18 protein-coding genes are annotated in these 19,634 nt (G+C 54.9%); 9 read left to right on the top strand and 9 right to left on the bottom strand.

The window, feature by feature from the left end; all coding sequences use genetic code 11:
* Positions 1 to 40 precede the first annotated feature (40 nt).
* Together glgB and MLD66_RS07580 are read left to right on the top strand one after the other, a co-directional pair.
* Positions 41 to 2,323, top strand: coding sequence for a 1,4-alpha-glucan branching enzyme (gene glgB, locus MLD66_RS07585; RefSeq protein WP_247216591.1), 2,283 nt, complete (start codon positions 41 to 43; stop codon positions 2,321 to 2,323).
* Entirely contained in the window at positions 2,316 to 2,552 is a 237-nt protein-coding gene (locus MLD66_RS07580) for a hypothetical protein (RefSeq protein WP_247216583.1), read from the top strand. Before glgB ends, MLD66_RS07580 begins: the two co-directional genes overlap by 8 nt.
* Here the strand turns inward: MLD66_RS07580 and MLD66_RS07575 are convergent.
* From MLD66_RS07575 to MLD66_RS07555, 5 genes are all read right to left on the bottom strand, one after another.
* Entirely contained in the window at positions 2,549 to 3,184 is a 636-nt protein-coding gene (locus tag MLD66_RS07575) for a lysophospholipid acyltransferase family protein (protein WP_247216582.1), read from the bottom strand. The genes MLD66_RS07580 and MLD66_RS07575 overlap by 4 nt on opposite strands.
* Before the next feature lie 3 nt (positions 3,185 to 3,187).
* Positions 3,188 to 3,829 carry a tetratricopeptide repeat protein gene (locus tag MLD66_RS07570; protein WP_247216578.1) on the bottom strand — a complete coding sequence of 214 codons (642 nt, stop codon included), beginning with the start codon at positions 3,827 to 3,829 and terminating at the stop codon, positions 3,188 to 3,190.
* Between the two features lie 52 nt (positions 3,830 to 3,881).
* On the bottom strand, positions 3,882 to 5,636 hold the full coding sequence (gene argS / locus MLD66_RS07565) for an arginine--tRNA ligase (RefSeq protein WP_247216576.1): 1,755 nt from the start codon (positions 5,634 to 5,636) through the stop codon (positions 3,882 to 3,884).
* Positions 5,637 to 5,992: 356 nt separating this feature from the next.
* The gene (locus MLD66_RS07560) at positions 5,993 to 7,135 is read right to left on the bottom strand and encodes an NDP-sugar synthase (RefSeq protein WP_247216574.1); all 1,143 of its coding nucleotides are present in this window, start codon (positions 7,133 to 7,135) and stop codon (positions 5,993 to 5,995) included.
* Between the two features lie 25 nt (positions 7,136 to 7,160).
* On the bottom strand, positions 7,161 to 7,664 hold the full coding sequence (locus tag MLD66_RS07555; protein ID WP_247216572.1) for a pentapeptide repeat-containing protein: 504 nt from the start codon (positions 7,662 to 7,664) through the stop codon (positions 7,161 to 7,163).
* A 102-nt stretch (positions 7,665 to 7,766) separates the two neighbouring features.
* Here MLD66_RS07555 and folD point away from each other — a divergent pair, with 102 nt between their 5' ends.
* The 6 genes from folD (at position 7,767) to MLD66_RS07525 (ending at position 15,579) form a co-directional block, all read left to right on the top strand.
* Entirely contained in the window at positions 7,767 to 8,642 is an 876-nt protein-coding gene (gene folD / locus MLD66_RS07550) for a bifunctional methylenetetrahydrofolate dehydrogenase/methenyltetrahydrofolate cyclohydrolase FolD (protein ID WP_247216570.1), read from the top strand.
* A gap of 76 nt (positions 8,643 to 8,718) precedes the next feature.
* Positions 8,719 to 9,105, top strand: coding sequence for a photosystem II complex extrinsic protein PsbU (psbU, locus tag MLD66_RS07545; protein WP_247216568.1), 387 nt, complete (start codon positions 8,719 to 8,721; stop codon positions 9,103 to 9,105).
* A 42-nt stretch (positions 9,106 to 9,147) separates the two neighbouring features.
* Entirely contained in the window at positions 9,148 to 10,731 is a 1,584-nt protein-coding gene (gene nadB / locus MLD66_RS07540; protein WP_247219022.1) for an L-aspartate oxidase, read from the top strand.
* Positions 10,732 to 10,811: 80 nt separating this feature from the next.
* Complete coding sequence (gene cphA, locus MLD66_RS07535) at positions 10,812 to 13,433, top strand: cyanophycin synthetase (RefSeq protein WP_247216566.1); 2,622 nt, start codon at positions 10,812 to 10,814, stop codon at positions 13,431 to 13,433.
* Positions 13,427 to 14,347 carry a GTPase Era gene (era, locus tag MLD66_RS07530; RefSeq protein WP_339397031.1) on the top strand — a complete coding sequence of 307 codons (921 nt, stop codon included), beginning with the start codon at positions 13,427 to 13,429 and terminating at the stop codon, positions 14,345 to 14,347. Before cphA ends, era begins: the two co-directional genes overlap by 7 nt.
* Positions 14,293 to 15,579 carry a dihydroorotase gene (locus tag MLD66_RS07525; protein WP_247216564.1) on the top strand — a complete coding sequence of 429 codons (1,287 nt, stop codon included), beginning with the start codon at positions 14,293 to 14,295 and terminating at the stop codon, positions 15,577 to 15,579. Before era ends, MLD66_RS07525 begins: the two co-directional genes overlap by 55 nt.
* Positions 15,580 to 15,696: 117 nt before the next feature.
* On the opposite strand, the gene MLD66_RS07520 is transcribed toward MLD66_RS07525, so the two are convergent.
* A complete protein-coding gene (locus tag MLD66_RS07520) occupies positions 15,697 to 16,290 on the bottom strand; it encodes a Uma2 family endonuclease (RefSeq protein WP_247216563.1) in 594 nt (197 codons plus the stop codon).
* Between the two features lie 127 nt (positions 16,291 to 16,417).
* On the opposite strand from MLD66_RS07520, the gene hpnH reads away from it, so the two are divergent.
* Positions 16,418 to 17,440: an adenosyl-hopene transferase HpnH gene (gene hpnH / locus MLD66_RS07515; RefSeq protein ID WP_247216562.1), complete on the top strand. Its 1,023-nt coding sequence runs from the start codon at positions 16,418 to 16,420 to the stop codon at positions 17,438 to 17,440.
* Between the two features lie 95 nt (positions 17,441 to 17,535).
* On the opposite strand, the gene MLD66_RS07510 is transcribed toward hpnH, so the two are convergent.
* From MLD66_RS07510 to MLD66_RS07500, 3 genes are all read right to left on the bottom strand, one after another.
* Positions 17,536 to 17,979 (bottom strand): hypothetical protein, encoded by a 444-nt coding sequence (locus MLD66_RS07510; RefSeq protein ID WP_247216561.1) that lies wholly within the window; start codon positions 17,977 to 17,979, stop codon positions 17,536 to 17,538.
* 11 nt (positions 17,980 to 17,990) lie between these two features.
* Positions 17,991 to 18,590, bottom strand: a complete 600-nt coding sequence (locus tag MLD66_RS07505) for a hypothetical protein (RefSeq protein ID WP_247216560.1) — start codon at positions 18,588 to 18,590, stop codon at positions 17,991 to 17,993.
* Positions 18,591 to 18,660: 70 nt separating this feature from the next.
* Positions 18,661 to 19,620 (bottom strand): carbohydrate kinase, encoded by a 960-nt coding sequence (locus MLD66_RS07500; RefSeq protein ID WP_247216557.1) that lies wholly within the window; start codon positions 19,618 to 19,620, stop codon positions 18,661 to 18,663.
* Between the last annotated feature and the right edge of the window lie 14 nt (positions 19,621 to 19,634).

The following is a 19,634-nucleotide window of genomic DNA, read 5'->3' as shown; positions in this document are numbered from 1 at the left end:
TCTATGGATTTAAACCCGATTTTGAGGCGTTGGCTTTTACATGACCCTACTTCTGAGTCAAGAGCAAGTGGATTTGTTGGTCCGCAACCAGCACCATGACCCCTTTGCGGTGCTCGGCCCCCATCCGGTGGAGTGCGACGGGCAGACCCAATGGCATATCCGGGCCTATCTGCCCCATGCGGAGGCGGCTTGGGTGGTTTGCCCGACCCTGCGGCAGGAATTTCCCATGACCCCCAAGCAGGACCCCCATCTGTTTGAATGTTTGTTGCCAATGGCGGATTTGCCCAATTACCAACTCCGGGTGAAGGAGGGGGAACGGGAGCGGGTTTTCTATGACCCCTACTGTTTCAAAACCCCGAAATTGACGGATTTTGACCTGCACCTATTTGGGGAGGGCAATCATCACCGGATTTATGAAAAGTTGGGGAGCCATCTGACGGTCATGGATGGGGTGAGTGGGGTGTATTTTGCGGTCTGGGCACCCAATGCTCGCAACGTTTCCGTGATTGGGGATTTTAATGGTTGGGATGGGCGGCTCCACCAGATGCGGAAAGGCCATACGGGCATTTGGGAATTGTTCATCCCGGAGTTGCATGAAGGCACGGCTTATAAATACGAAATCAAAAATTGGGAAGGGCATATTTACGAAAAATCCGACCCCTTTAGTTTCCGGCAGGAAGTCCGCCCGAAAACCGCTTCCATTGTCACGGATTTAGACCGCTACACCTGGGGGGATCAGGACTGGTTGGAACAGCGGCGGCACCAGGATGCCTTGACCCAACCGATTGCGGTTTATGAGGTGCATTTGGGTTCCTGGTTACACCGGGCGTTTGATACACCGACACCGGATCAAACCGAGCCTGTGGCTGTTTCTGAATGGAACCCAGGTGCCCGTTATTTGACCTATCGGGAATTGGCCCATGAACTGATTCCCTATGTGAAAGCAATGGGTTTTACCCATGTGGAATTACTGCCGGTGGCGGACTATCCTTTTGATGGTTCCTGGGGCTATCAGGTGGTGAGTTATTATGCGGCGACATCCCGTTATGGTTCTCCCCAGGATTTCATGTATTTTGTGGATCAATGTCACCAAAATGGCATTGGGGTGATTGTGGATTGGGTGCCGGGGCACTTCCCGAAAGATGGGCATGGGTTGGCCTTTTTTGATGGGACGCACCTCTACGAATACAGCGACCCCCGCAAGGGCGAACACAAGGAATGGGGCACCTTGGTCTTTGATTATGGCCGCCCGGAGGTGCGAAATTTCCTGGTCGCCAATGCCCTATTTTGGTTTGATAAATACCACATTGATGGGATTCGGGTGGATGCGGTGGCTTCGATGATTTATTTGGACTACGGTCGCCGGGAAGGGGAATGGGTCACCAATCAATATGGGGGCAGGGAACACATTGAAGCGGTGGATTTTTTGCGCCAGGTAAACCACGTGATTTTTAGTTATTTCCCTGGCATTTTATCCATTGCCGAAGAATCTACGGCTTGGCCGATGGTGTCCTGGCCGACCTATGTGGGGGGATTGGGTTTTAATCTGAAATGGAACATGGGTTGGATGCACGATACCCTGGATTATTTCCGCATGGACCCCTGGTTTCGTCAATTCCACCAAAACAATATCACCTTTGGCATTTGGTATGCGTTTAGCGAGAATTTTATGCTGGCCCTTTCCCACGATGAGGTAGTGCATGGCAAGGCCAGTTTGTTGTCCAAAATGCCGGGGGATGAGTGGCAAAAATTTGCCAATATGCGGGCTTTATTTGCCTATATGTTCACCCATCCGGGGAAGAAAACCCTATTTATGGGCATGGAGTTTGGGCAGTGGCAGGAATGGAATGTGTGGGGGGATTTGGAGTGGCATTTGCTCCAGTATGAACGCCATCAAACCTTGAAGCACTATCTCACGAGTTTAATCCATTTATACCGCCAGGAGCCGGCACTTTACACGCAGGATTTCACCTTGGATGGATTTGAGTGGATTGATTGTGCGGACAATCGCCATAGTGTGGTGTCCTATATTCGCTACGACAAAGACCGGAGCAATTATTTAATTGTGGTGTGCAATTTCACGCCCCAACCCCACGCCCACTACCGGATTGGGGTGCCGGAACCGGGTTTTTATCGGGAGTTATTTAACAGCGATGCCCGGGAATTTGGCGGCTCTAATATGGGGAATTTGGGGGGCAAATGGACGGATGAATGGGGCTATCACGGGCGACCCTGTTCTCTGGATTTGTGTTTGCCGCCCTTGGGGGTGATGGTCTTCAAGCTCGACCGGCAGAAGTCCCAGGGGGTGTCCGGGGATGCTTGAGCGTTCCCAGGGGTGGCTGAATACCCTGCTGATGCTGAATTTTTTCCTGGTATTGGTGGGGTTTGCCGGGTTTGGGGTGGCTCTGTTGAGCCGGGACACCTGGCCGGGGCTGTGGCAGGGCTGGCTGTGGCTCTGGCAACCCCTGTGGCAACCGGCGATTGGGCTGTTGATGCTGGGGGCGTTGGTCACGGGGGCCCGGAATTGGTGGCAGAACCGGCGGCAGGATTAACGTCCCTGGTCGTGCAGTTGGTTCAAAATCCGGCAACAGTCCCAGGTGACTTGGGTGAGGTGTTCCCGCTGGGTATCGGCTGGGGGAGCCACCGGGGGGGCAATGCGGATGGTGACGGGGGTGGAGCGGGGCCAACGGCAACCGGGGGGGCGAATGTGTTGGGTGCCCCAGAGCATCACCGGCAGGAGGGGAACCTGGGCTTTGGCCGCAATCAGGGCTGCTCCCAATTTGGGTTCCGTGACCCGGCCATCGGGGGTGCGGGTGCCGGATAAAAAAATGCCCGTTGCCCAGCCCTGGCGCAGAGCGGTCAAGGCCGCCTGGATCGCCTGTCGGTCGGAAGTGCCCCGCTGGACAGGAAACGCCCCGTACCAACGAATGAGGGTCGCCAGCACTGGCACCTGAAAAAGTTCCGCCTTGGCCATGTAGGCTACCGGACGACCCAGGGCGCAGGAGACGAGGGGGGGGTCAAAATCGCTGGCGTGATTACATACGGCCACAAAAGCCCCCCGCCGGGGCACATACTCGAATCCCTCCACCCGCCCCCGCAGATACCACCAAAAGGTGGGAGCCACCACCGGCCACTTGAACAGGTGGTACAGCACCAGCCCTGGCCAAGGTTCCCGGGCGGGCACGGCCTACTTGGGTTGGGTGGGCTTGAGGGGAGCCGCTTGGGTAGCGGGTTTTTGGGGAGCAGGCGTGGGTGTGGCGGGTTGTTTTTCCAAAATGGCAATAAATTCCTGCATTTCCTTCACCCCTTCCGTGTCCCCCCGTTCGCTGAATAATTTCGCCGCCTGTTGAAAATCACTGATCGCCTTGGCTCGGTCGCCGCTGTCCGCATGGAGGGCCCCCCGGAAGGAATAAAGACCCGGATTTTTGCCCTCTAATTTAATCGCCTCATTCACATCCGCCAGCGCCCCTGGTAAATCCTGCAATTGCCGCCGCACAATGCCCCGATAGCCATAGGAAGCCGCCGATTTGGGTGCCAATTGAATCGCTTTGGTAAAGTCCTCCAACGCCTGTTTGGCATTGCCCAAATTGGTGTACGCCACCCCCCGCAAAGTAAAGGCTGTAGCATTATTGGGGGCTAATTTAATTGCCTGATTTAATTCAAAAATCGCCGCCTCAAAATCCCCCCGCTGTCCCCGCTCCACCGCTCTTTGCAGTAGGGTTTCCACATTGGCTGGATTAGCTGTCTGGGCAAACGCCGCCGGGGTCAGGATGAGTCCGATCCCCAAACCCAAACCGATGCCCCAAAGTAAGTAATTGTGCCGTTTCATCTGCGTCACCTCCGTTTTTGTCCTTGTCGTTCCCATGCCCCAAAGGTTCCCCTCACATCCGTTCCACCACCGGAATCCCTAATAAGGATAAACCCAATTTCAACACCTTGGCGGTCAGATGGGCTAACCCCAAGCGGGAGGTGCGTTCCGGGTCAGGGGCGGATAAAATCGGGCATTGGTCGTAGAATTGATTGAATTTTTGGCTGAGTTCAAATAAATAATTGCTCAGGCGATTGGGGAATAAATCCTGCCCGAGTTGTTCCACGCCATCGGGAAATTGCATCAAATGTTTGGCTAACATGAATTCGGGTTGGGTAGATAAAACAAATTCCGGGACAAATTGCTCAAAATCAATCGCTCCCTTGCGGGCAATCCCCTGCACCCGCACATAGGCATAGAGCAAATAGGGTGCCGTATTCCCCTGTAACGCCAGCATTTTATCGTAGCTAAAACTGTAATTACTCAAGCGATTTTGGCTCAAATCCGCATACTTCACCGCACTAATGCCGATCACCCGTGCCAAATTGTGCATAAATTCCGGGGATTCCTGCCGTTGTTCCGCCTGTAAACGGGCTTGCATATCCTGTTCTGCCCTGCGGATCGCTTCTTCTAGTAAATCTTTTAAGCGCACCGTTTCCCCAGAGCGAGTGCGAAATTTTTTGCCATCTTCCCCTAAAACTAATCCAAACGGCACATGAATACATTGCACCTTTTCGGTTACCCAACCCGCTTTTTTCGCCACCTGAAACACCTGAGCAAAATGCTGACTTTGCCCCACATCCGTCACGTAAATAATCCGCTGTGCCCCGTCCTGTTGCACCCGGTAACGCAGGGCGGCTAAATCCGTCGTGGCGTAGTTGTAACCCCCATCCGATTTTTGAATAATTAACGGCAAAGGACTGCCATCCGTATTCACAAACCCCTCCAAAAAGACACACCATGCCCCCTGGTCTAAAACCGCTAAATTTTTTTCTTTTAACTCCTGGACAATTTCCGGTAAAAACGGATTATAAAACGATTCCCCCCGCTCGGTTAATTGCACATCTAAAAGGTCATAAATCTGCTGAAACTCCCGGCGGGATAGATCACACAAAAATCGCCAAGCACTGAGCAATTCCGGGTCACCGGCTTGCAATTTGACCACAATCTGGCGAGCCTGTTCCTGAAAAGTTTCATCCCCATCAAAGCGTTGTTTTGCCTGCCGATAAAAACTCACCAAATCCCCTAAATCAATCTCCTGGTTTTGGGTAAAAAATTCCGGGTAGGCTTCCCGTAGGTAGGCAATCAACATCCCAAATTGGGTGCCCCAATCCCCCACATGATTGAGACGCAACACCCGATGTCCTTGAAATTCAAATAACCGGGCGAGGCAATCTCCAATAATCGTGGAACGCAGATGTCCTACGTGCATTTCTTTGGCAATATTGGGGCTGGAAAAATCCACAATAATCGTTTCCGGTTCATCCACCAGGGGTACACCGCACCGGGGGTCTTGAATCTGTTGGGTCAACCAGGATTGGATGTAGGTGGGTTTCAGGGTGAAATTCATAAATCCTGGTCCCGCAATCGTGGGCGGTTCACACAGTTCTTCTAGGTGAACATTTTGGAGTAATTGGGCGGCTAAATCCCGGGGTTTTTGGTTGAGTTTTTTCGCTAAAGTCAGAGCTATATTGGACTGAAAATCCCCAAATTGCGGATGGCTGGCGGGGACAATCAAGGGTTCACTGGGATGCCACTCTGGCTGGCTTAAAAAAGTGCGAATGACCGCCGTTAAATGTTGATTGAGTTGTTTCCCCGGAGTGAGCATGACCGCACCTCAAGTGATGATTTCCTTTAGAAATTCAGGATTGATTTTAGATGAACTTATTTTATAGCAATTCCACTTGATTTATAAACAAAAAGTTTCCAGAACCAAGTACGGGGGCGGTGCCCCTGCGACCCCTATTCCATTCTCATTTGGGATTGCTATATACCAATCCTACTTGATTTATAAACAAGAAGTTTCCAGAACCAAGTACGGGGGCGGTGCCCCTGCGACCCCTATTCCATTCTCATTTGGGATTGCTATATACCAATCCTACTTGATTTATAAACAAAAAGTTTTCAGAACCAAATACGGGGGCGGTGCCCCTGCGACCCCTATTCTATTCTCATTTGGGATTGCTATAAATGCGTTCCTGTCCCCACCCCCGGCGGTACTTCGCAACGAGCATCGGTAATCAGCCAATCCAAAGCCGCTTTTTGTAAATCAATGGTTGCCCCGCTTTTGTCCACACAATACCGCCCAAATACCAGTTTATCCTTCAAATGCACCCCGTTTCCCAGGCGAGAATATTCAAAAATAATACTGCGTTCCACACAGGAATTTTGCCCCAAACGGCAATTGGGACCAATCATGGCTGGACCAATAATGGTCACACCGGGTTCAATGCGGGTCATCCCCCCAATGTAAACCGGGGGTTGCACATGAATTTTTGTCCAATCGGCGGCGACATTCAACCCCGTATAAATGCCCGGACGAATTTGTTGCCCCGGAATCGGTACATGGGGAACTTGCCCTTGCAAAACCATCTGGACGGTGCGCCAATAGTCTGGGACTTGCCCAATATCAATCCATTCAAATTGCATCGGTAGGGCATAAAAAGGTACGCCTAATTCCACCAGGCGGGGAAATAATTGACTGCCCAAATCATATACTTCTCCACTGGGGATATACTCAAAAATTTCCGGCTCAAAAATATAAATTCCCGTATTGATTTGCGTACTGAGGGCTTCCTCCTGGCGGGGTTTTTCCTGGAAGGAACGAATGCGATAATGTTCATCCGTGACCACCACCCCATAATTGGAAACTACCTCTAGGGGTACGGATTTGGTAATAATCGTCGCCAGGGATTGCCGGTGATGGTGCCAACGAATTGCCGCTGTTAAATCTAAATCAATCAACGCATCCCCACACAGCACGACAAAGGTGTCATCAAAAAAGGGATTAAATTCTTGAATCCGTTTCATCCCCCCGGCGGAACCCAGGGCTTCGCCGATCAATTCCCCCTCAACAATCCGCCCCTCAAAGGAATAGGCAATCTGTACCCCAAACCGTTGCCCATCCCGGAAATAATTTTCAATTTGATGTGCCAAATGACTCACATTCACCATGATTTGGGTGATGCCATGCCGCCGCAATAAATCCACTAAAAATTCCATCACCGGGCGTTCCAAAATCGGAATCATGGGCTTGGGAATGGTGTAGGTAATTGGGCGTACCCGGGTGCCTTTCCCGGCGGCTAAAATCATTGCTTTGTAAGCCATAGGTGGGATGCTGGTTTTCCCTATCCTACGCCTGAACGGTGCCATCGGGCATGGTGGCTTGGCTAAAATCGGCACTGACCATGCGGGCTTTATTGAGGTCGGCACCCCGTAAATTCGCCTGTTTCAGGTTCGCCCCGGCTAAATTAGCAGAGTTCAAATTCGCATCCGTCAAATTGGCTTCCCGGAGATTGGCAAAGGTGAGGTTGGCTCCCTGTAAATTGGCTCCCTGTAAATTGGCACCGCTGAGATTCACCCCCTGTAAATTGGCACCAATGAGGGAAGCCCCCCGCAAATCCACGCCGCTCAAATTGGCACGGTTGAGCAGTGCCCCCGTCAGACTGGCACCCTGGAGTTGACCGCTCAGGTTGGCACCCACCAAGACCGCCCCGCTGAGCACCGCCCCTTGGAGGTTGACCCCGGAGAGCCAAGCCCCGGTCAAATCCGCATTACACAATTCCACCCCGGCGAAATTGCGCTCCCCCTGCTGGTATTGTTGCAGTAGTTGTTGTGCATCCGTGGGATTGGTCATGATCGTGCCCGCCGCCTCCGAATTGGGTCATTTATCTGCCATCTTAATGAACAAATTAACGAACCCATTGCCCCACAATCGTCCCCACCCCTCCCCAAACCTATGACCGCCCAAATCCTCGACGGTAAAGCCCTGGCGCAACGGCTGAAGGCAGAATTGCGGGATTGGCTCGCTGGGGTAACGCCAAAGGTGGGTCGTCCGCCGGGGTTGGCGGTGATTTGGGTGGGGGAGAATCCCGCCAGTGCCGCCTATGTGGGGCAAAAGCAAAAATCCTGTGCCCAGGTGGGGATCGCCAGCTTCGGGGGACAATTTCCCGCCAGCACCAGCCAAAAGGAGTTAACCCAACTCATTCACCAGTTCAACCAGGACGAGCGGGTGGATGGAATTTTGGTGCAGTTGCCCCTGCCAGACCACTTGGATAGTACAGAGTTATTACATACCATTCATCCAGACAAAGATGTGGATGGCTTGCATCCGGTGAATTTGGGGAAATTGCTCCGGGGGGAACCGGGTCTGCAAAGTTGTACACCTGCGGGGGTGATGCGGTTGCTGGGGCATTACCAAATTCCCCTGGCGGGCAAACAGGCGGTGGTGCTGGGGCGCAGTATCCTGGTGGGGAAACCCTTGGGTTTGTTGCTGTTAGCCGCCGATGCGACGGTGACCTTTGCCCATTCCCGTACCCCGAATGTGGCGGCGTTGACCCGGCAGGCGGATATTCTCATCAGTGCGGTGGGGCGGGTGGGGTTCATTACCCCGGCGATGGTTAAACCGGGGGCGGTGGTGGTGGATGTGGGAATCAATCGCACCCCAACGGGGCTGGTGGGGGATGTGGATTTTGCGGGGGTCAAGGCGGTGGCGGGCTGGTTAACCCCGGTGCCGGGGGGGGTGGGGGCGATGACCGTGGCGCAGTTACTGCTCAATACGGTGCAAAGTTACTGCCAACGACAAGGATTGGTACTGCCCAGGTTTTCCGGCTAAAGTGCATCCCTGGTCATCCTAAGATGGAAATAAATTGATTCAATTCTTCACGCTGTGTTTTGGGAGGTTGCGGGTTATGAAAGGTCTGTGGCGAGGGTTGTGCTGGTTCGGGGTGGCGGTGGCGCTCTGGTTGGGGCTGAGCCAGCCGGTGTGGGCAATGGCAAAGACGGAGCGTTCCGGGTTGAACCAGGTGGATGCGAAGTTGGCTTCCCCCTTTGGGAAAAAAATTGACCTGAATAATACGAATGTGAGTGCCTTTCGCAAATATCGGGGGATGTACCCGACCATTGCCAAGTTGGTGGTGGCGAATGCCCCTTACGAAAAGGTGGAGGATGTGTTGAAGATTCCCGGTTTAACGCCCCAACAAAAGGAAATTCTCCAATCCCACCTGGAGGATTTCACCTTGACGGAGCCGGAGGCTTCCCTAGTGCTGGACCGGATCAACAACGGGATTTATCGCTAGGATAGGGCAACGGTTCTTTCATTGCCTGCGGTTCCTGAGATGATGACCCCTACGCCCCCGGATTTTGATGTGTTGGTGGTCGGGGGGGGAGCCGCTGGGCTGTACGGTGCCCTGTCTCTCCCAAAAGACCTGCGGGTGGGTTTGCTCACCAAGGACCCGGTGGAGGGTTCCGCCAGTGGGTGGGCGCAGGGGGGCATTGCCGCTGTGACGGATCCGGAGGATTCCTGCGCTTTGCATTGGGAGGATACCCTGCGGGCGGGGGCGGGGTTGTGTGACCCCCAGGCGGTGCATTTTTTGGTCTCCCAGGGGGGGGCGTGCATCCAACGGCTGGTGGACTTGGGGGTGGCTTTTGACCGCTACGGGGAGGGGTTGGCGTTGACCCTGGAGGCGGCTCATTCTCGCCCCCGGATTTTGCACGCCGCGGACCGGACGGGGCGGGAGTTGGTGAGTACCTTGGCGGATCAGGTGCTCCGGCAACCCCATATCCAGGTGCTTGACCAAACCCTGGTGTTTGACCTGTGGGTGCAGGAAGGGCATTGTCACGGGGTGCGGGTGTGGCATCAGGGGCAACTGCATACCTGGCGGGCGGGGGCGGTGGTGTTGGCAACGGGGGGGGGCGGGCAGTTGTTTCACCCGACGACCAATCCCCCAGCCAGTACGGGGGACGGGGTGGCGATGGCGTGGCGGGCGGGGGCGACCCTGCGGGATGTGGAGTTTGTTCAGTTTCACCCGACGGCGCTGGCGGTGACCGGGGCACCAGCTTTGTTAATTTCCGAGGCGGTGCGGGGGGAGGGGGCGCATCTGTTGAACCAGCGGGGGGAGCGGTTTATGTACCACTACCACCCGGACGGGGAACTGGCTCCCCGGTATGTGGTCAGCCGGGCGATTTTTCAGGAATTACAACAGCATCACCAGTCCCATGTCTGGCTCGACCTGCGTCCCATCGAACCCAGCCGGGTGGAGCGGCGGTTTCCCAACATTCTGCACACCTGTCGCCAGTGGGGGATTGACCCCCTGCGGGAGTTGGTGCCGGTGGCCCCGGCGGCCCATTACTGGATGGGGGGGGTGGTGACGGATTTACAGGCACGCACCAGCCTGCCCGGTCTGTATGCGATTGGGGAAGTGGCGAGTACGGGGGTGCATGGGGCGAATCGGTTGGCGAGCAATTCCCTGTTGGAATGTTTGGTGTTTGGGGCGCAGTTGCAGGGGATCAGTTTGCTCCCCTCGCCGCCGGTGGGGATTGTCCCGGTGTGGGTAAAGCCGGTGGACTGGCCGGGGTTGGCGCAGATACGCAAGGAGTTACCCGTACTCATGGGGCAACGGGTGGGGATTGCCCGGGAAGCGGCGGGGTTGACCCTAGCTTTGCACCAGGTGCAGAAATGGCGCTCCCAAGTACCTGCTTTGCCGCCGGTGGAGACGGATTTTGCCCAGATGCGCCTGTGGGCGGAAACCCGCAATTTATTGGATGGGGCGTACCTTCTGCTTCGCAGTGCCCTGTACCGGCAGGAATCCCGGGGGAGTCACTACCGCTTGGATTACCCAGAACCGCTCCCGGCGTTTCAGGCGCACACGGTGATTCAGGGAGAACAGTGGGGGTTGGCACCGATTCAGGATTTGGCCGCCTAACAACCTGGCAAAATGTAACCTAGGGAGCCAAGTCGGCAGGACATTCCCTTTTAGAATGGACACAAAGTTCCTAGGTGACCATGAAAATTCTCCAAGTGTTGACGTTGCGGGGACCGAATTATTGGAGTATTCGCCGCCATCGCCTGATCGTGTTGCGTCTGGATTTGGAGGATTGGGATGAACGGTTCACCGATGAATTGCGGGGATTTTATGAGGCGTTGGTGACGCTCCTGCCCTCCTTGGAGGAACATTTTTGCTCCCCTGGTTGCCGGGGCGGTTTTTTGCAACGCCTGCGGGAGGGCACGCTCCTAGGTCATGTGGTGGAACACGTGGCACTGGAATTGCAAACCCTCGCCGGGATGCCCCTCAATTTTGGCCGCACCCGGGAAACCAGCACTCGCGGGGTGTACAACGTGGTCTATGAATACCAGCACGAACGGGCGGGACGGTTTGCGGGGCGAGCCGCGGTGCGGATTTGTGAAACCCTGGCGCGGGGGGAACGCTACCCCCAAAGTGAACTCGCCGCCGACCTGGAGGAACTGCGGGCACTGAAACAAGCCGCTTCCCTGGGACTCACCACCGATGCCCTGGTGCAGGAGGCGGAACGGCGGGGGATTCCCTGGGTACGTCTGCCGGTGCGGGATGTGATCCAGTTGGGTTACGGGGTACAGCAACGGCGCATCCAGGCAGCGCAAACCGATGCCACCAGCATTTTGGGCGTGGAATTGGCGGGGGATAAAGACAGTACAAAATTATTACTGGAAACAGCCGGAATCCCGGTGCCCAAGGGGGATGTGATCCGCCGCTTTGATGACTTGGCGGAGGCGATTGACCGAGCCGGGGGCTTTCCGGTGGTGATCAAACCCCTGGATGGGAATCATGGGCGGGGGATTACCCTGAACATTGGCACCTATCCCGATGCGGAAACCGCCTACGACCTCGCCAAACAGGAGTCCAAAAGCGGCGCAGTGATCGTGGAACGGTACCATCGGGGGGGCGATTACCGGGTGCTGGTGGTGGGAGGACGGGTGGTGGCGGCGGCGCAACGCTTACCGGCACAGGTGGTGGGGGATGGGCGCAGTACGATTGCCGAACTGGTGGAACGCCTGAACCAAGACCCCCGGCGGGGCGAAGGGCATGATAATGTACTGACCCGGGTGGTGGTGAACCAAACCACGGAGTGGGTACTGCGGCAACAGGGCTATAGCCTGGATAGCATTTTACGCCCCGGGGAGGTGTGTTACTTAAAAAATACCGCCAATCTCAGTACGGGGGGGATGGCGATTGACTGTACAGATACCATTCACCCGGAAAACCAGTGGCTGTGCGAGCGGGCGGCGCAGTGGGTGGGGTTGGACATTGCTGGAATTGACCTGATTACCCCGGATATTACCCAACCGTTGCGGCAGGTGGACGGGGTGGTGGTGGAGGTGAATGCCGCCCCGGGGTTGCGGATGCATTTGCAACCGAGTGAGGGCACGCCCCGGAATGTCTGTGCGCCGATTTTAGACCAGTTGTTTCCGGGGGACAGCCGGGGGTTGATTCCCATCGTGGCAATCACGGGCACCAATGGGAAAACCACGACCACCCGTTTGACGGCGCATTTGTGTAAGCAGATGGGAAAAGTGGTGGGATTTACCACGACGGATGGGACGTATATTGGCGATTATCTAGCGGAGCCGGGGGACAATACGGGACCCCAGAGTGCCCGCTTGATTTTGAATGACCCGACGGTGGAATTGGCGGTGCTGGAAAGTGCCCGGGGGGGGATTTTGCGCTCCGGGTTGGCGTTTGCCCAGTGTGATGTGGGGGTGGTGTTGAACGTTTCCGACGACCACCTGGGGAGCTACGACATTGACACCCTAGAGCAGATGGCTTCGGTCAAAAGTGTGGTGGCGGAGGTGGTGGCGCCGGATGGGTTGGCGGTGCTGAATGCGGAGGACGGGTTGGTGGCGCCGATGGCTCAGCGGGTGAAGGGGGCGGTGGCGTATTTCAGTTTGAACCCGGAGCATCCGGTGTTGCGGGCGCATCAGCAACGGGGGGGCTTGGGGGCGACGGTGATCCAGGGGGAAATTACTCTTTTGCAGGGGGAGCAAACCATGCCGGTGGTGCCGGTGGCGGAGGTGCCCTTGACCCTGGGGGGGACGGTGGGGTTTATGACGGCAAATGCCCTGGCGGCGACCTTGGCGGCGTACCGGGTGGGGGTGACGGTGGCGCAATTAGCCCAGGGGTTACGCACCTTTGCGGCGGGGGTGGCGCAGACACCGGGGCGGATGAATTTGCTGGCGGTGCGGGATTTCCATGTGTTGATTGACTACGCCCACAATCCGCATGGGTATCGGGCGGTCGGGGAATTTGTGCGCCGGTGGGACAAGGGGGAACGGGTCGGGGTGATCGGGGCACCGGGGGACCGCCGAGACGAGGATTTGCGGGAAATGGGGCGGATTGCCGCCGAATTGTTTGACCGGGTGATTATCAAAGAGGACGATGACACCCGGGGGCGACCTCGGGGTGATGCCGCCAACTGGTTGCAACTGGGGGTGTCGGAAACCGTGGCTACCAGGATATTTCAGGTGATTTTGGAGGAAACGACGGCGATCCAAACGGCACTCAAACAGGGGAAACCCGGCGATTTGATTGTGATTTTCCCGGAACGTGTGTCCCGGACGCTCCGCCTGGTACACGAGGCGCAAAGCTGGTGAGCGGCGAACCTGCCCAGGAATTTCGCTCCGGGTTTGTGGCACTCCTCGGGCGACCCAATGTGGGCAAATCCACCCTGTTGAACGCTTTAGTGGGGCAGAAAATTGCCATTACGTCCCCAGTCGCCCAGACCACCCGTAACCGCCTGCGGGGGATTCTCACCCTACCCCAGGGGCAAATTATCCTCGTGGATAGCCCTGGCATTCACAAACCCCACCATCGCCTGGGGGAAATTTTGGTGAAAAATGCCCAAACCCTGGTGCGGGCGGTGGATGTGGTGTTGTTTTTGGTGGATGGTTCCCAACCGGCGGGCACGGGGGATCAGTTTATCGCCGAGTGGTTGGCGCGCCATCCAACGCCGGTAGTGCTGGGCTTAAACAAACGGGATTTGGTTCCAGCGGCTCAATTAGATCAGATAGATCAGATCACCGCCAGTTATCAGGCTCTGCTTCCATCGGCACCCTTACTGCGTTTTTCCGCCGTCACCGGGCAGGGGATTCCCGAATTGCACGCCCAACTGTTGCAGATGTTGCCCCCTGGTCCCTGTTATTACCCGCCGGAGATGGTCACGGATCAGCCGGAGCGGTTCATCATGGCGGAATTGATCCGGGAGCAAATCTTACATCTCACCCGGGAGGAAGTGCCCCATGCGGTGGCGGTGGTGGTGGACCGGGTGGAGGAAACCCCGCAAATCACCCGCATTTTCGCCACGATTGTGGTAGAACGCCCCTCCCAGAAAGCGATTATCATCGGTCATCAGGGGCAAATGCTGAAAACCATTGGCAGTCACGCCCGCCAAGAGATGCAAAAATTGGTCAGCGGACCGGTGTACCTGGAACTGTTTGTGAAAGTGGAACCGAAATGGCGACAGACCCCTCATCTCCTGCGGGATTTGGGCTACCGACTGGAGTCCTGAGTCCCCAGACTAACCTGATTCTCCGGCAGGTGCGCTGGCTGGACCCGGTGGGACAACGGGAAGAAATCGCCGATGTGTGGTTGGAACAGGGCAGGATTCGGGGGATTGCACCGCAGTTACCGGTTGAAGAGGGGGTGCCAGCATACCCAGCGCAGGGGTGCATTTTGGGGTCAGGGTTGGTGGATGTGTACAGCCAAAGTAGTGAACCAGGCTACGAGGGGCGCGAAACCCTCAGCCAGTTGGTCGCCCAGGCGGTGCAGGGGGGCTTTACCCGGTTAACCCTTTTGCCGGGAACCCAACCGGTGGTGGATCGGGCAGCGGTGGTCACTGGGTGGCAGGAACAACACGCCCAAATACCCCTGAAATGGCGGCTTTGGGGGGCACTGACCCAGGGGTTGCGGGGGGAACGGATGGCGGAATTGGCGGAACTGCATCGGGCGGGGGTGGCGGGGTTCAGCGATGGACGACCCTTAACTCACCTGGGTTTACTGCAACAATTGCTGATCTACGCCCAACCATTGGGAAAACCCATCGCCCTCATGCCGCACAACCCTCACCTCAACCCGGCTGGGGTTGCCCGCTCTGGAACCCATAGCCTGACCTGGGGGTTACCCGATGTGCCGGTTGCCGCAGAAACCTCGGCGCTGACAGCAATTTTGGAACTCCTGACCGAGCTAGACATGGCTCCCCCCGTGCATTTCATGCGGATTTCCACCCAGCGGGGCGTGGCATTGATTGCCCAAGCCAAGGATGCGGAGTTACCCATTACCGCCAGTACCCCCTGGACCCACCTGCTGTGGGATAGCAGTCACCTGGGGGATTACAATCCCTATCTGCGCTTTGACCCCCCGCTCGGTAATCCCGCCGACCGTTTGGCATTAATTCAAGGGGTAAAAACCGGGGTGATTGATGCCATTGCCATTGACCACCAGGCGTACACCTACGAGGAAAAAATGGTGCCCTTTGGGCTGGCTCCCCCCCGGTTAGCGGGGTTGGGAGTGGCATTAAGTTATCTCTGGGCGGGATTGGTAACGCCGGGACATCTCACCGCCGGGGAACTGTGGTCATCCCTAAGTACTAAAGCATTACATTGTCTGGGGGAACCGCCCGTAACGTTGACCCCTGGGCAAAGGATGGCATTAACCCTGTTTGCCCCGGAGGATGTCCCCCCGGATGAACTGCCTCTCCCTGGCGTTGCCCAAGGACGGGTGCGTTGGGTTTTGATAGCGTAGCGTTAGCGATTTCAAAAACAGGGAACCTCTATTTATTTGAACCAATCATCAATAATTACCCAGAACCAAGGGCGGGGGTGTCCCTGTGACCACTAACTTGGAATTGATAGGGGTGCCCTACAGTTCATCACTTCCAAAAATGTGCCGTAAATCCACAGTAAACCCCGGTAAAACATCTTCCCCAGAAAGAACCACATCAAAAGTGACAATTTCAGGGGCAACATTAGGGCGATAAATCGTAACACTGCGGGTTTCAGGATTGACCAACCAACCCAACCGACAGCCATTTTTCAAATACTCCTGCATCTTAGCTTGCACAGTGGCTAAATCATCCGCAGGGGAGACTAATTCCAGGACAAAATCAGGGCAAATTGGGGCAAATTGTCGCCGCTGTTCAGGAGATAACTGTTCCCAACGTTCCTGAGCAATCCAGGCTAAATCAGGAGAACGAATCGCCCCATTCGGTAAGCGAAACCCTGCTGAGGAATCAAAGGCTTTCCCCATTTTTTGCTGACGGTTCCAAGTTCCTAAATCCGTATTTAATTCAAAGTTATAATTCCCCGTTTCACTCCCCGTTGGTGCCATGACAATCACTTCCCCTTGAGCAGTTAATTCCCAGCGCAAATCGGGATTGAATTTCACCAATTCCCTGAACTGTTCTTCAGTACAACGTAATGTAGGCGGGATGAAAATGGGCATCGCCGTTTGCATAACACACCTGGGCTGACCATGCTGGAATTTTAACTTTTCCCTTGCCAGTCCTGGGGAAATCCCTTACAGTATCGGGGTAGAAAGCGTTAAGATTGCTTAACCCTGTGTTTTTTGAGGAGTGGTTCTGATGTCAATTCATTGGTTGCAAGCTCTGGAAGTGGGCAAATACTTGGTAACGCAACGGATGTTGGGGCGCAAACGGTACGCCCTGACCTTGATGTTGGAACCCCTATTTCGTTGCAATTTAGCCTGCTCGGGCTGTGGCAAAATTCAGCATCCGGTGGATATTCTCAAACGCAATCTCACCCCGGAGGAGTGTTTCCGGGCAGTAGAAGAATGTGGGGCACCCGTGGTCGCAATTCCCGGCGGTGAACCCCTACTGCATCCCCAAATTGATGAAATTGTGGCGGGTTTGGTGGCACGGCGCAAATTTGTTTACCTTTGTACCAATGGGATTTTGTTAGAAAAAAGTTTGTCAAAATTTACCCCATCTCCCTACTTTTCCTTCAGCGTGCATTTAGACGGAATGCGGGAATTGCATGATAAATGTGTGGATCGCAAGGGGGTATTTGATATAGCCATCAGTGCGATTAAAGCGGCGAAAAAAGCGGGTTTTCGAGTCACCACCAATACCACTGTTTTTGATGGCACCAAGCCGGAAGATATACAAGAATTATTTGATTTTCTCACGGAATTGGGGGTGGATGGGATGATGGTTTCTCCCGGCTATAGCTATGAATGGGCACCGGATCAGGAGCATTTCTTAAAACGGGAACAAACCCGGGCGTTATTCCGGGAAATTATGGCTCCCTATCGCCAGGGCAAGGTCAAGTGGAATTTTAACCATAACCCCTTATTTATTGACTTTTTAGTGGGGGAAAAGGACTACGAATGTACCCCTTGGGGAATGCCCAGTTACAGTGTTTTGGGGTGGCAAAAACCCTGCTATTTACTCAATGAAGGACATTGCCAAAGCTATCAAGAATTATTGGAAACCACCGAGTGGGAAAACTACGGACGTGCCAGCGGCAATCCCAAATGTCGGGACTGTATGGTGCATTGTGGTTATGAACCCACGGCAGCAATTGATGCGATGGAACCGGGGAATGCGGCCCGCTCCTTAGCAACGGTCTTGGGCATTGGTCGCTAGCTTACTCCACCCAAAAAACGCAAAAAAATTGCCCCCAAATCCGGGGGGCTTTTGCTTCATTGTCATTAGATTTTTAATCCTGGTTCTGATGAGGATTAGAGGTTGTTCGGGTTGTTGGGCTGACCCCGCCGTTGTTGCCATTGTTGCCGACGGGCTTCGAGTTGTTGCCGTTGCTCCGGGGTGAGAATGGCTTCAATTTGCTGACGGGTACTGGTGCGAATTTGCTTCATTTGCTGTTTTTGGGCATCGGTGAGGTTGAGACTTTTCATGGTGGCTCGCCGTTGTTCCGGGGTTTGACCTGGCAGTTGGCTGAGTTGTTGCCGCTGTTCGGGGGTCAAAATTTGTTGCATTTGGTTCCGGGAATTTTGGCGAATTTGTTGTATCCGTTGTTGTTGCTCCGGGGTGAGGTTCAAATCCGCAAGCGGGCCTCTGCGTTTAGTCTGTTGCGCCACTTCAAATTGGGCTTGAGCGGGGGTGGCGGTGACCACAGGGGCGGTCAACATTAACCCCAACAAAGCCGGTAATAACATCCGTTTCATGCAGATTCTCCTTAACGAGTGCGTTGGTAGGTGCCGGTGCGGGTGCGGCCTTGGCGACCGGTAATCGCAAAGGTGTTGTTGTTACGGTCGAAGGTGCCGGTGCGGGTACTGCCGTTGTCAAACGTGGTGGTGCCGGTGCAAACTCCGCCGTTACAACTTCCGACCCGGCTATAGGAGCGGGTGTTCCCATTGGGGCCGGTGACGGTGGCATGGTTGGTGCGCCCGGTTTCCGTGCGACTCCGCTGACCATTCACCTGGTATGGGTTGGTTTGCCCTTGGCGGTTGGTGCGCTCGACGGTGCCGGTGTAATTCCCATTACCATCCGTTGTCCAAATGCCCGTGCTGAAGGTGGTATCCCCTTGGCGACCGATGGTGCTTCGGGTCGTGGTGACGGTGCCATTGCCCGTGGGGGTAACGGTTTTATTCACGGATTTGGTCTGCCCCTGGGGGTTGGTGTAGAGGCGTTCCACCGTCCAACCGGTTTCCGTGCGGTTGCGTTGGCTATTGATGGTGCCGGTTTTACCGTTTTCCCCAGTGAGGGTGACTTCTCCAGCTTGAGCCACCCCAGCGAGTGCCAAGGTAGCGGCCAAAGCCGGAACGAAGCAACGCATTACTCCCATAAAATCTCATCTCCCATCCAAAGGGTTTCATCCTTTTAGACGGCGGTGGCGTGGGGGTGGTTCACTCCAGGGGCTGGGCGGACAGGAATGCCTGCACTGTATTCACCGTTGGGGCTTGGGTAATGGCTCCCAGAGCGGTAGTGGATAAAGCGGCAACCGCACTCGCCCAACGTAATGCTTGATTAAGTAAATTTGCATTACTTATTAAAGTTTCCCCATAGGTTAGCCATTGATGTAGCCATCCTGCTACAAACGCATCCCCTGCCCCAGTGGTATCTATGGTATTTACTACAAATGCGGGATAATGACCTTGGTATTCGCCGATCTGATAATCACAGCCCTGGGCACCCTGGGTTAGGAAGATATGGGTTAAATGCGGGCATTGTTGGTGAATGCTATTAAGATCATCACTATTAAATAACCATTGGGCTTCTTCACTAGTCAATTTTACCGCTTGCACTTTTTTAAGTAATTCTAAAGTTAGAGATTTCGCTAATTTGTGATCTGACCAAAATACAGGTCGCCAATTCACATCTACCAGAATCATTAAACCCTTTTCTAAAGCCCAATGCACCAATTGCCAACCGGTTTTTCTTGCCTGGGGAAAGGCTAACATCAGGGCTTCAATATACACGCATTTAGGTATAAAATTAGGTTCCAAAAAGGTGATATAACCATCGGCAAATTCCTGGCAATCGGGCGGATAGAATCCTACAAATTCCCGTTCCCCTTCCTGACTGCGGATGACCTCCACCAACCGGGTCAGATAGGGTAGTTTTTGTATGTAATCTGTACAAACTTGGTAGGATTGCAAAACCTGGAGTAATTGGCTTCCCCGTTCATCCTGCCCCACCCCAGCGATCAATGCCCCCGACACGCCCAATGCGCCCAACCCACAGGCGACATTCAACCCCGCCCCGCCGGCATAGGCTGTCCAGGAACGCACCTGGTTGCGGGGGATGCCGGTTTGATCCGCCAGCATATCCCAGAGGGCAAGCCCGTAGCAGAGGACATTAGGCATATCGGAAATTGTTC

It is taken from the genome of Synechococcus sp. C9 (genome assembly GCF_022984075.1).
In the GTDB taxonomy this organism is placed as follows: domain Bacteria; phylum Cyanobacteriota; class Cyanobacteriia; order Gloeomargaritales; family Gloeomargaritaceae; genus Gloeomargarita.
Note: the sequence above shows the minus strand (reverse complement) of the source record. Positions and strands in the feature narration are given on the sequence as shown.